This window comes from Alkalihalobacterium elongatum (assembly GCF_019024285.1).
Taxonomy (GTDB): Bacteria; Bacillota; Bacilli; order Bacillales; family Bacillaceae_F; genus Alkalihalobacterium; species Alkalihalobacterium elongatum.
In genome coordinates, this window is sequence record NZ_WMKZ01000047.1 from 1 (window position 1) to 15,207 (window position 15,207).

At 37.5% G+C, this 15,207-nt stretch carries 10 protein-coding genes; 1 reads left to right on the plus strand and 9 read right to left on the minus strand.

Features of this window, described 5'->3' with window-relative positions; translation table 11 throughout:
- Nucleotides 1–170 precede the first annotated feature (170 nt).
- From cydC to GKP30_RS23115, 7 genes are all read right to left on the minus strand, one after another.
- Nucleotides 171–1,889, minus strand: a complete 1,719-nt coding sequence (gene cydC, locus GKP30_RS23090; protein WP_216831829.1) for a thiol reductant ABC exporter subunit CydC — start codon at nucleotides 1,887–1,889, stop codon at nucleotides 171–173.
- A gap of 2 nt (nucleotides 1,890–1,891) precedes the next feature.
- On the minus strand, nucleotides 1,892–3,607 hold the full coding sequence (cydD, locus tag GKP30_RS23095; RefSeq protein ID WP_216831830.1) for a thiol reductant ABC exporter subunit CydD: 1,716 nt from the start codon (nucleotides 3,605–3,607) through the stop codon (nucleotides 1,892–1,894).
- Nucleotides 3,608–3,609: 2 nt separating this feature from the next.
- The gene (cydS, locus tag GKP30_RS24075; RefSeq protein ID WP_407928668.1) at nucleotides 3,610–3,711 is read right to left on the minus strand and encodes a cytochrome bd oxidase small subunit CydS; all 102 of its coding nucleotides are present in this window, start codon (nucleotides 3,709–3,711) and stop codon (nucleotides 3,610–3,612) included.
- A 13-nt stretch (nucleotides 3,712–3,724) separates the two neighbouring features.
- Entirely contained in the window at nucleotides 3,725–4,741 is a 1,017-nt protein-coding gene (locus GKP30_RS23100; protein ID WP_216831831.1) for a cytochrome d ubiquinol oxidase subunit II, read from the minus strand.
- Nucleotides 4,738–6,078, minus strand: a complete 1,341-nt coding sequence (locus GKP30_RS23105; RefSeq protein ID WP_216831832.1) for a cytochrome ubiquinol oxidase subunit I — start codon at nucleotides 6,076–6,078, stop codon at nucleotides 4,738–4,740. Before GKP30_RS23105 ends, GKP30_RS23100 begins: the two co-directional genes overlap by 4 nt.
- 664 nt (nucleotides 6,079–6,742) lie before the next feature.
- Nucleotides 6,743–7,888, minus strand: a complete 1,146-nt coding sequence (locus GKP30_RS23110; RefSeq protein WP_216831833.1) for a S8 family peptidase — start codon at nucleotides 7,886–7,888, stop codon at nucleotides 6,743–6,745.
- A 442-nt stretch (nucleotides 7,889–8,330) separates the two neighbouring features.
- Complete coding sequence (locus GKP30_RS23115; protein WP_216831834.1) at nucleotides 8,331–9,677, minus strand: alkaline phosphatase; 1,347 nt, start codon at nucleotides 9,675–9,677, stop codon at nucleotides 8,331–8,333.
- Between the two features lie 229 nt (nucleotides 9,678–9,906).
- On the opposite strand from GKP30_RS23115, the gene GKP30_RS23120 reads away from it, so the two are divergent.
- A complete protein-coding gene (locus tag GKP30_RS23120; RefSeq protein WP_216831835.1) occupies nucleotides 9,907–10,623 on the plus strand; it encodes a 3-ketoacyl-ACP reductase in 717 nt (238 codons plus the stop codon).
- A gap of 117 nt (nucleotides 10,624–10,740) precedes the next feature.
- On the opposite strand, the gene GKP30_RS23125 is transcribed toward GKP30_RS23120, so the two are convergent.
- Both GKP30_RS23125 and GKP30_RS23130 read right to left on the minus strand, forming a co-directional pair.
- Entirely contained in the window at nucleotides 10,741–11,595 is an 855-nt protein-coding gene (locus GKP30_RS23125) for an amidohydrolase family protein (protein WP_216831836.1), read from the minus strand.
- 11 nt (nucleotides 11,596–11,606) lie between these two features.
- Nucleotides 11,607–14,681, minus strand: coding sequence for a GNAT family N-acetyltransferase (locus GKP30_RS23130; RefSeq protein WP_216831837.1), 3,075 nt, complete (start codon nucleotides 14,679–14,681; stop codon nucleotides 11,607–11,609).
- Between the last annotated feature and the right edge of the window lie 526 nt (nucleotides 14,682–15,207).

Consider the following 15,207-nt stretch of genomic DNA (forward strand, 5'->3'; position numbering starts at 1 on the left):
AAAGGTTCCGAACATCGTTTTCTTTGATGTTCGGAACCTTTTTACAATTATTTTGGCTAGTTATGTCCCAGCCTCTTAATGAAAGTACATCTGCTATTCTTTTTTGCTACTGACCGAAGCGACCTTTTTTTAACTTCCGAGTTTTTTTGGGTATATGGCCATCACATTTTTTATTTTAATATACTTTTCTCAATTTGTTTTAACTGATAAAAATACCCTTTTGCCTCAATAAGCTCTGTAAACGTTCCTTTTTCAACTATTTTCCCTTGATCCATGACGATAATTTGATCCATCTTTTCTAGTCCTTCAAGTCTATGACTAACTATGACTATCGTGTCTTCCTTAGCCTTTTTATATAATAATTCATAAAGGCGACGTTCTGTCCATGAATCTAGTGATGAAGTCGGTTCATCCAGCAGCCAGAAAGAAGCCCCTTTTGCAACAGCTCGAGCCATCGCAAGCCGTTGTCTTTCTCCACCTGACAAGTTTTGTCCTTTCTCCAAGACAGTATCAAATAATGAAAGATGTGGAAGTTGAACATCAGCTAATAACTGTTTTAGTTCTTCATCTGTATATTCGTGCGATGATAATAACAGATTTTCTTTTACAGTTCCATTAAAAAAGTGGTTTTCTTGCAAGATAACATTCGAGTTTTCCCAGATGCTTTCCTGCTTCAACTTATTGATATTTATATCACTGATCAATAGTTCACCTTCATTAGCTGTTTGTAATCCTAACATCAAACTCAATAGTGTCGATTTTCCAGATCCACTCGGCCCAACGATCGCCGTTTTTGAACCAGAGGGCAAATATAAGTCAACGTCATCCAATGTTTTACGTTGTTCTCCAGGGAAAGTTAAATGAACCCCTTTTAGTTCAATGGATGGTGCCCCACTCGGAAAAGAACTCATTGCTACAGTTGAATTTATTGATCTATCATCTTCTTTTACAACTGATCCTAGTCGTGTTGCCGCTCTTTCACTTTCCTCATAAAAAACAGGGAAAGCTGCCATCGGTGTTGAATGATCAAAAACTGTTAAGCTTACCATCACGAGCATAGCTAGAAATAAGCCATCTAAACTTCCACTAGAAACTGAATAGGCGCCAACCGCTAATACGGCCCAAACTATCACTAGTGAGACTGCTGTATTGACAGATTGATTATACATAGTGTGTTGCCCTGCATTTTGTTCCTCTTGAATATAGGAATTAGAAGCAGCAACCAACTGCTGTTCTTTCTCTTCTAGCTTTTGATGAATTTTTAACTCACGAAAGCCGTGGAACCATTCTGTCACTTCTGTAGATAAATGACCGCGTTCCTCACGTATTCGATGACTAACCCTTTTCTGCTTGTAAGCAAACCAAGCTGGAATTACTATCCCTGTTAAAAGCAATCCAACCGTGAGCAAAATAACAACCGAAATAGAATAAAAAGACACAAATATAATGGTACTTAGAAATACTGTTACCATAATAATCGGTGGGTATAGAACACGCAAAAAGAAGTTTTGCAAGCTTTCAACATCACCGACTATTCGGGCAAGTAGGTCACCACTGCGATATTTTGTTAGTAAGCTTGGCGCATGCTTTTCTAATCTTTCAAAGAAATGAACGCGCAAATCACTTAACATGGTGAATGTGGCTCTATGAGAATAATAGCGCTCTCCATAACGACTAGTAGCACGTAATATACTACCCATTTTAACAACTGCAACCATTACTAGTAATACATATAACGGGGGCTCAAGAGCAGCATGTGAGATTAGATAACCATTTGCAGCAAACAAGCCGACAGCTGTTACCCCTGCAATATAGGCAAACACGATTGACAAAATCACATCTTTCTTTTTTAACATGATTATTCGAATCGTATTTAATAACTCATTCATCACTACTCCTCCTCTCCGTTTTTAGAGAATAGTTTATTGTAAGATGAAACAGAAGACCTTAACTGTTCATGCTTTCCTTGTGCTTTCAACTCTCCATTTTCGAGAAATAAAATGTGATTAGCCTCTTTAATTGTCTGTAAGCGATGAGCGACGGTAATGACTGTTGAAGTTTGAGCTAATTCCTTAATTGATTTTTGTAATATTTGCTCTGTAAATAAATCAAGACCAGTTGTTGGTTCATCAAAAAGAACAATACTTGGATTCTTAAGAAATGCTCGGGCTAATGCTATTCGTTGTTTTTCACCACCTGAAAGTCCTCTTCCACCTTCCCCAATTTGGGTATCATAACGCTCGGGTAAAGTGTCAATCAAGTCTGAAATTCCCGCTTGAACAGCAGCTTTTTCAACTTCAAATTTTGATGCTTTAGTGCCAAGAGCAATATTTTCAGCAATCGTCCCTGCAAATAAATACGGGTGCTGAGTTATATAACCTAGATTGTTAAACCAATCTTCTTCTTTAAAGTCTGAACGCTCCTGTCCATCTAAGAGTACTTTTCCTTCGTGAGGATTGATTAATCCTGCAATAATATGAAGAAGGGTTGTTTTACCAGAACCACTTTTCCCTACTATCGCGACCTGGCCTTTAGATGGGATGTTGGCATTTATTTTATTTAAGGTAAAACCATTAGTCTCATATTGGAAACTAATGTTTCTTAATTCTAGTGATACAGGCTCTTTTAGCAATGAACGATTTCCCCATTTATGTGTTTGTTCCACTTGAGAAAGTTCCCGTTCAATTTTATCGGAAGCACCCGTACTACTGCGTCCTGCATGGAAAGCACTCCCTAGCTCTTTAAGCATATTATAGAACTCTGGGGCTAATAAAAGGATGAGGAACGCTGTAAAAAAACTAATTTCATGGAATACTACAAGGCGAAACCCTAGTTCTAAAGCAACAAGTCCTATACTCAGCATTGAAATGAACTCAAGCATTAAAGACGAAGTAAAGGCAACCTTTAAAATTTTCATCGTTGCATCTCGAAACTCTAAGCTACTTTGACGAATCATTTCTTTGTATTGCTTTGAACGACCATATAGCTTTAAGCTTACGAGTCCTTGAAGCGTATCTAGAAACCGTCCAGAGAAGGCCGTTAAACTATCGAGCTTTTCCTCTGACTTTTGTTGCGTCATCTTACCAATAATAATCATAAATATTGGAATAAACGGTGCCGTGAATAAAATAATAAGTCCAGAGTAAACATGTTGCGTGAATATGACAATTAAGATCATCACTGGAACGACAGTCGATAATATTCGTTGCGGTACATATTTGCTAAAGAAACTATCTAGCTCATCAACGGCATCTAGCATTACACTTACTTTTTGTCCAGATTGCCCTTTGTAGGAAGCCATTAATGAGTGACCAGAGTAGGCTTGTAGTAGACGCTTACGGTAGTCTGACTTCACTTGAGCTGCCATCTTCAATCCAATCTTCCCACTCATATACGAAAGAACGGATCTGAAAATAAAAACCGCTAATAAAAGAAATAAGAATGGTAGTACCTGATCAAACGTAGCTTTATTTAAGAAAAGATCATCAACAATCGAAACGATCAAAAAGGCTTGCATAATAATAACGAATCCGAACGCAATGGCTATTGCAAAAAGTGAATAATACCGCCCCTTTTGTAACTTCGCAAGCTTTTGAAGTGTTTTCATGTCTAGTCCTCGTACTTTGTGCTTTTAGCGGCTACGAATAAGGAAAAAAGCATCGCAAGTACGACAACAAGGAGCGGGGCATAAAACAATAAAAAGTTGTGCATTGTATTTTCCTCCTTATACATTACCTTTTTTAATGTAAGGCTTATTCATAACAAACAGCTTAAATACAAGATATAGAGACGGAATGAGTAGCATTAACCCTAAAATAAATACGACAATTAAGGCATAAGCCATCGTTTCATTCGTAAAACTGTCATAAATCGTTAAGTGCGGATACAGTAAATACGGATAGCGTGAAACGCCATAGCCATAAAAAGCACAAGCAAATTGAAGAACAACGAAAATAAATGACCAACCGTATTGTCTTGTTTTTAGTAACCATAAACTAACGACAAAGCATACAAATGATACGGCAAATACCCACCAAAGGGAGAGTAAACCTTCAAAATGTGCAGGGTTATGCCATTTCATTTCTATAATAATACCCAGAGCTGTTATGATCGTCGGAAAGCTCCAAATCCAAGTATATTTTCGAAACAAACGAAGTGCCTTTTGATCTTCCGCTACTGAAGAATAGTAAGCTAAGAAGCTCGCAGATATAAATAACACACTGACTAGACTTAGCAATACAATCGACCAGGCAAATGGACTCGTGAACAGGGCTACATAGTCTAGCTCAATCCCACCCCAAGAAGCCTCTCGAATAAACCCACCTTGAGACACAATTAAAGCCGTCGACAGTGATGCAGGGATAAGAACACCTGTGACTCCGTACATAAGGGTATAGCCTTTATGCCCCTTCGTACCATACGTTCCAAACGCATAATAACTGCCTCGTAACGCCAACAAAATAATAGAAATACTAATGGGTATTAATAATACCGTTCCAAAATAATAAGCTGTCTTTGGAAAAAATCCAATCATTCCAACAAAAAAGAACACAAGAAACACATTCGTAATCTCCCAAACTGGAGATAAATATCGTTGAATTACATTATTAACGATATGATGTTTGCCCGTAACGATCGTAGAAGCATTGAAAAAGCCAGCTCCAAAATCGATGGAGGCTACAATGACATAGCCAAATAGGAACAACCATAAGACTGATATCCCTATAATCTCAATCGTCATCTTGCAACACTCCTTTGTTTATCGGCAAGTTTCTCTAACTCGCGCTCAACTGGGTTCTTTTTAAACATACGAACTAATACAACTGCTGTCCCAACCATCAAGATAAAGTAAAGAACGGCAAATGCAATAAACATTATCCAAACATGAGGTGAATCAGTTGCCCCTTCGGCAGTCGTCATAAATCCTCTCATAATCCACGGTTGACGACCCACTTCGGTAAACCACCAGCCAGCTTGAATAGCTAGCATCGCTAATGGACCAGTTGTAACGAGTAAGAAACGAAATGCACGTGTTTTTATAAATGACCAATTTCGTGATAAAGCAATCCAATAAAGCATCGAAAGAACCGTTAAACCTATACCGATCGTTACCATAATGTCAAACAAATAATGGATAACATAAGGCGGATGATATTCTTCAGGAATATCATTCAACCCCGTTACAACTCCAGATGGATTACTATGAACAAGAATACTTAGTCCATAAGGAATTTTAATACCGTATTTCACTTCATTTTCTTCTGTTAAAACACCAAATAGTACTAGTGGTGCTTCTCCTTCTGTTTCAAAGTGCCACTCTGCAGCTGCTAGTTTTTCAGGTTGATATTCTGCTAGAAATTTTCCTGATAAATCCCCAACAAGCGCTGTTGCCACACAAAAAATAAAACCTACCTTCATCGTTAAAGCGAGCCCTTTACGATGATATTCGTGACGATTGCCACGCAGCAAGTGGAAAGCAGCAATCGAAGCAAGTACAAATGCAGACGTCATATAAGCAGATGTTAAGACGTGTGCTACTTTCGTAGGCATTGCTGGGTTAAACATCGCAAGTAGTGGTGAAATATTAACTAGCTCTCCATTCATTAACGTAAATCCTTGTGGTGTATTCATAAACGCATTAACGGAAGTAATAAATAATGCTGACATCGTAGCTCCTAAAACGACTGGAGCAAGCAAATAAAAGTGATGCTTCGGATTTTTAAATCGATCCCATGTATATAAATAAATTCCTAAAAAAATGGCCTCAAAGAAAAAGGCGAATGTCTCCATGAATAGCGGCAATGCAACAAGCTGACCAGCAAACTCCATAAATCGCGGCCAAAGTAGCGCAAGTTGTAACGCAATCGCGGTTCCAGTTACAACACCGACTGCAACACTAATAACATAACCACGTGCCCACCGTTTAGCCATTAAAAGATAATGCTCATCTTGTCTTCTAAGTCCTATCCAATGAGCCAACATAATCATGACGGGAATACCGACACCAACTGTTGCAAATACTACGTGTACCGAGAGCGTTAACATCGTTAAATAGCGACTAAATTCAACAGACTCCATTTTTCCCCTCCTCCAACTAGGTTTCTATATCAATATAAAACTATATGTATAGTGTATACCTTATTTGTTTGTGAAATATATCACAAAACCTACAATTCTGTTACAAAGGATTGATAATTACGTGGCAGAAACGTGAGGATTCTGTGAATGGCTAGGAAAACGGAAAGTGCCTGTTTATTAGTGGTTTTAATTGGTCGAGTTGTAGTGAGACAGTGACTTTAAATCAAAGTATTATAGTTTAAATTTACTTATTTCTATTTTTTTCACAGAGTTCAGCAAAATGAACAAATTTATTTATTGAGAATTGTAGCCTATGTATCCGTTATATTAAACTAGAAACACGGCCTCGATGAGAATTGTTGGAGCCCGTGCGTCTGGTCAAACCCAACCAATGGTAACCATCCCGCTCGTATAGTGCCCATTCAATCTGTCAAACGCAACCAGCGGTAACCATTCCAACCGTTTAGTGCCCATTCAATCGGTCAATCGTAACCAGCGGTAACCATTCCAACCGTTTAGTGCCCATTTAATCTGTCAAACGCAACCAGCGGTAACCATTCCGCAGCGCCAAAAAAAATAAACAAAGGCAGATACAAGAGGATGAAGCAAGCCCTCCTGTATCTGCCTTTCTATGTGTGTAATCTAATTTTTACAGTTACTAACATTACCGTAAATAATTAATTGCATCATTAGCTTGAACTAATCCATAACCGTATTGATTACTTCGACCTAGATTAATAGACGTGTGTTGCAGTAATTGGCGTAATTCCGAATTTGTTAAATTAGTATGCTCTCCCCAAATAAGGGCTGCCACACCTGCAACATGAGGTGACGCCATTGAAGTTCCATTGTAAGAAGCATAACGATTTCCAGGAACTGTACTTAATACACTTACTCCAGGTGCCGAGAGCTCAACTGCAGGACCTGTACTAGAAAACGAAGCGCGGTTATTATTTGCATCAACGGCTGCTACAGCAATAACAGATTCATATTTTGCAGGATAACCAACACTATCATTATTTCCACCACGATTTCCACTGTTTCCTGCTGCTGCGACAACGAGTAATCCCTCTGAATATGCTAGGTCACAAAACTCTTTAAGTATTGACGAGGATTGAGAACCACCTAGGCTCATATTAATTATGTCCATCCCGTTCAGTATAGACCATTCAACCCCTTCTGCTATTCCAGCATAAGAACCACTACCATCATTATTTAAAACCTTAACAGCGTATAAATCAGTTTGATGAGCAACTCCAATTACACCTAGGCTATTATCAATAGCACCAACTGTTCCAGCAACATGTGTACCATGGCCACTTCCATCATAAAATGGATCTCTGTTGGCACTATCAGTAAATACAGAATATCCACCTTTAACATTTACAGCTAAATCTTCATGAGTATTATCGATACCTGTATCCAAAATCGCTACTTTGACGCCAGCACCTGTTTGCCCCATATTATGAACCTCTGTTGATTGTACATGTGGTACACCCCAAGGAACCGTTTGCCCAAATGCTTGTGCTTCCGCATTTTCTTCCACATACTTAATTTGCGGGTGATTTTTTAACCCTCTTACTTGTCTCGATGTTAGTTCTAAATGATATGCTGGTAAGAGACTAAATTCATGAAGGATAGCTTCATCACTTACACCAAAAGCTTGAAGCAGCCCTTTTTTAGCTGGTCCATCAAACATGACTAAATACTCTTCACTGTTTTCATCAACGGAGTAACTTGCTGCGACAGAAACTAACCCAGCACCGAAAACGATCGCTAGAACAAGTAATAACACAAAGAGTTTTCTCATCAAAAACCTCCATTAATCAACTTTTTATCAAAACTTTGGCCAAAGATTTTGATCACTCATTAGTGCTACTTGAAGATTGTTTGTACTTACTATAATTGAGAAGGCAGTTATTACCAACCTTGGAAATCAACCAAAAATTTAAACTTTCAGTAAGTTTCCTTTTCTAAACTGTTTTTAAATAGTTTAATTACAAAATAATATTCATATATGCATAGGTAATATTTGGAGGCCTACGGATTTCAATTACTACCTTTTGGTATTAACCTTTCTCCACTTGGAAAAAGTTCAAAATCAACCATTCACACGATCTGTACAACATCAACGTCTATCTAACACCAACTAGTTGCCATGCCTAGCACACACAGAAAAACCCCACTTCTACAGTGGAGTTCTCTTAATAGTATTTATTACTGTTAATTATGTTTATTTTTAAATATTATAGTTAGTGACTACCTATAACATCCTTAAAATGAATACCCATAGCATGAGCCATACGTTTTGGAATATCTGTATTATCGATAAGACCTGTAAACCGCTCTGAAGTGGGACCAAATGCATATATAGGGACATCTACTCCTGAATGCACCTTTGTCGTCCATCCTACAAAGGCATGCTCACTAATGATGTTGTTGATTACATCAGCTACCTCATCATCTTTCGCTTTTTTAATTCGCTTTACTTGTGCTTTCGTTAAATCAATGTTTGCATATGTTTTTAAGATTTCCTTAGCATTTCTTCTTTTTGCACTTAACTTGTTGGCCATAAATTTACCTGTTGCTTTAACCTCACGAAGAATTTCAGCTTTTGATAAATATGAATCACATCCTCCTACAGACATTCCACCTGTATCGTGATCACCAACAATAACTAGTAGTGTTCTACCGTCATTTCTTGCAAAGTCTAAAGCTACTTCTACTGCCTTTTCAAATGCTTCAACATCCTTCATTGCCCATGCAGCATCTTGAGCATGACCAGCCCAATCAATTTGACTTCCTTCAACCATCAGGAAAAAGCCATCTTTATTTTGACTGAGGGTAGAAATAGCAGTAGCTGTCATATTAGCTAAACTTGGTTCTTCTTTTACATTTCTATCGAGTTCGGGTGACATCGGTCCCTCGGCAAATAAACCTAATAATTTATTAGTAGCTGCGTCAAGCTTTAAGAGATCCTCGCGGTTTTCAATGTATGTATACCCTTTTAGCTCCAGTTCCTCAATTAAATTCCGCTCTTGTTGGAGCCCACCTACTGATTTTGGAAGAAAATTTCGCTTCCCACCACCAAGGATAACATCTACTTTATCGATCATTTGTAATGCAACTTCTGTTTGACTATCACGTGATGTAACATGTGCAGCAAAAGCAGCTGGTGTAGCATGTGTTACAGTTGCTGTTGCAACCAGACCTGTTGCTTTTCCTGCTATCTTAGCTGCTTCTAGTATCGTTTCTAATGGTTTTCCTTCAGGAGAAATACTCACCATTTTATTATTTGTTTTATACCCTGTTGCTAGTGCGGTTGCAGCAGCTGCAGAATCTGTGACCCAGTTGTTAGCTGAATTTGTCTTAACCATTCCGACAAGCATTGGATCAAAGATAAGGTCTTCACTTTCTTTGTAAATTCGATAGGTCGTTGCATAACTAGCAGAAAATCCATCAGGGATCATAAAAATAACATTATCAACTACTGCCTCATAATTGTTTCGGCTTGTTGCTTCAACAGAGTATGTTAATAAAAAAACTGTTATGACAACAGCTAAGCATAAGGTGACTGTAGTGTTTTTGATTAGATTCATTTATCTAAACCCTTTCATTTTTGAAAATATTTCCTAACTCTTGTTTTATTTCGCCAGAATAATATTCCTATTATGTTTTTTTCACAATGAACTATACATTACATTAGTTATAATTCCTATTATCTACCAAATACTTTCCCCTCATTAGAATAGGAAATAGTTTCTAAGCAAAAAATAAAAAGACTATTTTTAGCCAAGTAATTATCTTTTAGAAGTAGGAGTGTTGTAAGTGAATTCTTTAAGTGGGAAAAATGCATTAATTACAGGCGCAGGTAGAGGAATTGGACGGGCTACAGCAATCGCACTAGCGAAAGAAGGAGTTAATTTAGGCTTACTTGGGCTTAATATGTCCAACCTAGAAAAGTTATCATCAGAGCTAGAACAATATGACATCAATGTATCAGCAGCAACAGCTAATGTAGCGGAATTAGATGCAGTTGAGCATGCAGTTGACCACATAAAAACAGATTTAGGTTCCATTGATATTCTTATTAATAATGCAGGTACAGCCAAATTTGGAGGGTTTCTAGATTTAACTCCACAAGAATGGGAAAACATAATTCGAGTTAACTTAATGGGTGTGTATAACGTGACTAGAGCAGTATTACCGCAAATGATTGAAAGAAAATCAGGTGATATTATTAATATTGCTTCAACCGCTGGCCAAAAAGGAGCACCTGTCACAAGTGCATACAGTGCCTCTAAATTCGCGGTTATGGGATTAACAGAATCGCTAATGCTAGAAGTGAGAAAACATAATATTCGTGTTACCGCCCTAACACCAAGTACAGTTGCAACCGATTTAGCTGTTGAAGCAAATCTCATTACTGGTAACCCTGAAAACGTAATGCAACCAGAGGATTTAGCTGAAATTATCGTCGCGGGATTAAAGCTTCATCCACGAGTTTTTGTCAAAACAGCAGGGCTGTGGTCGACAAATCCTTAAAACACAATACTGTAATAAACTCCAAACAACATTAAAAATAATTATTAACTATTAGTAGCAAGCATTCCTTATGTCAACGCAGAAAGACGAACTTAACATGTAAGTTCGTCTTTTAATTTAACGTATCATTTTTTCTATCTTAGGGAATAAGCGAATTGCGTTTTTATAAAATACATCTTCAACATGCTTGGATGGAATTAAATCACCGATAAAATTAGCATAATCTTTAATAGGTGCCAGTGGCCAGTCTGAACCAAACACCAGTTTTTCATAATGATCACAAAAAGTGATCGCATGTCGGATGTGATCAAGAAAGTTACCTTTTGATTTCGCATCTAGTTCTTCTTTTGTACCTACAATCCAGCCTGAAAGATCAGCGAACATATTACGATTTTTATAGACAACCTCTGCTCCAGTTAGTACCCATGGATCACCTAAATGGGCCATCATAAAATTAACATCCCGTCGCATCACAGCTACTTCATCAAGTGTAAGTGGATGGGCATATTTTAATAATCCTCGTTCAGAGTACGTATCCCCAGTATGAAAAACAACAGGTACATTATAAGCTGCAGCCAAGTCATACACAGGCTGATAAACAGCATCATACGCATAGTATGGATAATAGCCTAAGTATATTTTTATCCCTACAACTTCTGTTTTTCTCAGCTCACTTTCCAAAGTATCTAAACCAGATTGATTTAACTGATACGGATTAATCCCAGGACATACAGCAACTTTTGTTGGGAGTTCTTCTTCTAAGTCAAGACCCATTGGTGAAGCCGCATGATGATCAGGAAATTCCATTTGCGGTGTTTCTGTAACACCCATACCGATCGCTAGCTTAATATTACCCGCCTCCATCTCCTGATGAAGACCTTTACTAGAGTAATCAACAAGCGACAGATTCGTTGCTGTATCTTTAAAGCTTTGTATATTGGAGAAGTGTATATGCGCATCAATTATTTTCATTGGTATTACTCCTATTTAAACGAAAGTCTTTGTAATTGTTGATCAAATAAATACTTTTCATTGCCATATAGCAGTAGCGTTGGTTGAAATACTTTGACCTCTCCAACCGAGGCACACCATTCTGCTTCAGAAGCAACTAGCATCACTTCCTGGTTCATATAAAGTTCAGCTGTCTTTTTTCCTTGAGGATGAATGAATGTCATATGTTCATCACGTTCTTCAGATCCAATGGTAATATAAGGTGTATCTCTTAAGATAAACTCCTCTATACCCGCGTAGTACCTATTGATTATTCCATCTGTTGGTAAGCTCGCATAACAAGAGGATAATATATCCCCTGGTTTAAAGAATGCCTCCAATTCTAATATTTCATTTGTAAAAGTTCTTCCAGACGCTTGCTGAATTTCTGCGTAAGAAGCAAGAACGGGAATCTCTGGTAGCGTTAAAGCATATTGACGAAGCGTGATCCCTTTCATCGTTTCATGCTCAATAAATGTAGTGGAGAGACATATTCCAGTCCAACGATGGCCATACTGATCAAACTTTGTTGTCTGCTCTATCGTCGTTTTCTCTTTCAGCATTGAATAAGAGCTTACATCTTGAAATGTATACCGTAAACCTCCACCCCATGGGTTCCACCATGCTTTTGGCCCGGCATCTGGGTACTGATGATGTAAGGTTTCTTTTCCTTTATAGGTTAAGGAATAAACACATGGAAAATACGTGGTTGATGCTTTAAAATTGATAACACCATTATCTACTGACCAAGTATCCTTATTGTTATTGACGTCAACTTCTCGGTTTCCTTTTACTAGTTGAAGCGTTTGGAATTCTGCTCGATTACTAGATGAACGGAAATCTCCTGATATAAACTGTACACCAGGTTTATCATGCTCTAAGGAAAGAGTTATTTTATTTAAAGCATCTTCTTGTTTTATCTCTTTTAGAAATAACTTTTTGTTATGTTGTAGCATCAGGCTCCCATGGACATATGGAGTCAATAGTGAGCGGAGGGAATACTCGACCTTTTCACCAACAGATGATATAAAATTCCCACCCTCTGCTCCTAGTGTATAGATAGAGGCTTCTTGCAAACTCTCAACTTCATCTTCAACTACCATCTCTCGCCATTCGGACCAAGTCGTTACTGCATTGATACCTATTTGAATTGGACCTAAGCTAACCTTCTCATCAGATTGGATAATACCTACAGAATATTCAATCCCGAATCTCCAATCATCTTTTCTTCCTACCGCCTCTTTCGGCCATGCAATTCCCTTCGTTTCTCCATTAGAAGAGGTAGTGAAGATCCAAGACTCTGAAATATCCTTATCAGATATATATGGAGTAAACGGGATCATCGCTTCATTCCCAATCATAACTTCACCATTTTGAGGAATGGCCATATTCTCGAATTTTGGGATGAAAGGTTGTAAAAGAGATATCGACTCTTTAGCAATCTGTCCACCATTGATCAATTCATGTCTTAATTCAACCAGTCCGTCTCCATATAAGTGGAAATAAGTATTTAGTGTAAGATTTGGGAACGTTTCAGAAGGTAATGTCGTCTTAATAGTAGATGCTTCATTACTTTGTAGAAACTCAACAGCAGTTGCTTCCTTTTTAGAAAACTCTTCACTATAAGGTTTGCCAATCTTAGGCGTAAGAAACGTAATAGGATACTGTTTTGAGCGAGTAGAGCCGATTTTCATCATATGATTTCGCTTTTCTATTTTTACAAAGCAAGGTCCGTTATAACTATACCAATACTTTTCACACTCTCCACCAAACTTGGCACCGTAGCCAGGGAACGCTAGGGACAAATGAACTTTGAAACTAAACGATTTTCCATTTTGACGTTCAACCTCTACTTCAACCTCTTCATCTAAGAAGCCATGTTTTAACAGTTCACTAGCTAGAGGGAGTGATATTCTTTTATTATCATTGATTTTCGTCTTCCATTCTTGAACCTCCCACTTTACAATATCATTGCTAGGAAGTTTAATTGTCCAAATTGTATCTTCTTCCAATTGACTTTCAATATCTAAATATAAGGTTCCCTTTTCGTGAACCTTCCAGCTTTTTTTCACTGAACGTATATAGAGCTTTCCTGCTTTTTTAGGAAATACCCCCATTTTTAATGGCATTGAAAATCCATTAATCTTTACATTTGCACATACGACTGGGTATGTCTTCCAAGGACTAGGCTCACTTTGTGGCATTGTAAGCTTCAATGGATAGCTCCCTATCCACTCCCCTTGAATATCAACCTTTTCTTCAAAGCTATGATCTACAATTTTTGTAGAAGCTGCCGATAAAGTTACATTTAATAATTGATTTGTTTTATTAACGATACGGTATGTCACATAGTGCTCTTCTTTTTCAAGTAATTTAAAGTCTGGCAGTTTCATTTCTATTAAAATGTCTTGGGTCTCAATGAGTCGGATACCTCGTCCTGTTCGTTCTATTTGAATTCGAACAAACTCGTCTCCAGCTTTCCACTTATACTCATAAAACGTATGGCCGTTTTCTTTTAGACCGTCTGGCTTTACCTCGATAACACGTTGACTAGTTGTATACCAATCATGTTTTTCAAAGAAAGGACGAAGCCACTGATTCTGAAGAACGATCGGAATAAAATTCATTAAGTGTGTAACATCATCTCTTTCTTCCCAAAAGAAGCCACACTTCTTATAAAGTGGAACTGCTTTGGTATTTCCAGCCCATGTAAATAAATCTAATCTAGGCCACTTTAATTCAATCGTTTTCTCTAATGCTCTTAATAACAGTTGTTTACCAATCTTAAGCCCTTGATATTCTGGATGCACGTTTAATAAGGGAATATACAGGGCTCCTTCGTCTTCTTTATATTCGGATAAGCCACAATAGCCGACTACTTCTTCACCAACCATTGCCAAAAATAAATGAAGATTCGTAGAATTTTCTTCTTTTTCCTTAACATCTTGCTCCGTCATTACGACAGAATCCCCACCCCAATCTTCACGGCTTTCGTTCCACATCTTTGCAATACCTTTTGCAAGACCTTCATGATATTCAACGATTTTAACTTGAGCTGAAGTTTTCATAACTTCCTCCTACGCTATGTTTTTGTATATCTAACCTCTCTATTTTTAATTTGTTGTATTACATCGACGAATTTTAACATCGCCAACTCCCCCTTTCAGTTATATTGGTGAATTTTCCTTACCATTCCAAGTTTAAAATTTTAAAATATTATAGTAAATAATATTCATACTTTTTTTACTTTTTAACCAGTAAGAAGTTTATAGCAAAATCTAGATCATACTCTTTATAGATACAGAAAGTTTCCTGTTCATTGGCATAATTTAGTCTAGATTTCTTACAAATAGATTCACATAGTTCAAAACAACTATATCTTATAAATAATGAAGCAAAAAAAAGAAGCTGAAACTCTTAAGGTTTCGGGTTTACTTCAGAGGTGTAAACAAGCCATTAACACGCAAAATCACGTGCGGTTTCACAGCAGAAATCACATGTGATTTTTTGTTGTTATAATAAACGGAGAAATTCCGCTTAATTAGTAATTAGCACTGAAAATAGCTTGAATAGACGGAGAAATTCCGCCTATTG

What these genes read in the sequence shown, in the direction of transcription:
- GKP30_RS23115 (WP_216831834.1), bottom strand. Translation starts at nt 9,677, where the DNA reads ATGAATCTAATCAAAAACACTACAGTCACCTTATGCTTAGCTGTTGTC.
- GKP30_RS23125 (WP_216831836.1), bottom strand. Translation starts at nt 11,595, where the DNA reads ATGAAAATAATTGATGCGCATATACACTTCTCCAATATACAAAGCTTT.
- GKP30_RS23105 (WP_216831832.1), bottom strand. Translation starts at nt 6,078, where the DNA reads ATGGAGTCTGTTGAATTTAGTCGCTATTTAACGATGTTAACGCTCTCG.
- cydD (WP_216831830.1), bottom strand. Translation starts at nt 3,607, where the DNA reads ATGAAAACACTTCAAAAGCTTGCGAAGTTACAAAAGGGGCGGTATTAT.
- cydC (WP_216831829.1), bottom strand. Translation starts at nt 1,889, where the DNA reads ATGAATGAGTTATTAAATACGATTCGAATAATCATGTTAAAAAAGAAA.
- cydS (WP_407928668.1), bottom strand. Translation starts at nt 3,711, where the DNA reads ATGCACAACTTTTTATTGTTTTATGCCCCGCTCCTTGTTGTCGTACTT.
- GKP30_RS23100 (WP_216831831.1), bottom strand. Translation starts at nt 4,741, where the DNA reads ATGACGATTGAGATTATAGGGATATCAGTCTTATGGTTGTTCCTATTT.
- GKP30_RS23130 (WP_216831837.1), bottom strand. Translation starts at nt 14,681, where the DNA reads ATGAAAACTTCAGCTCAAGTTAAAATCGTTGAATATCATGAAGGTCTT.
- GKP30_RS23110 (WP_216831833.1), bottom strand. Translation starts at nt 7,888, where the DNA reads ATGAGAAAACTCTTTGTGTTATTACTTGTTCTAGCGATCGTTTTCGGT.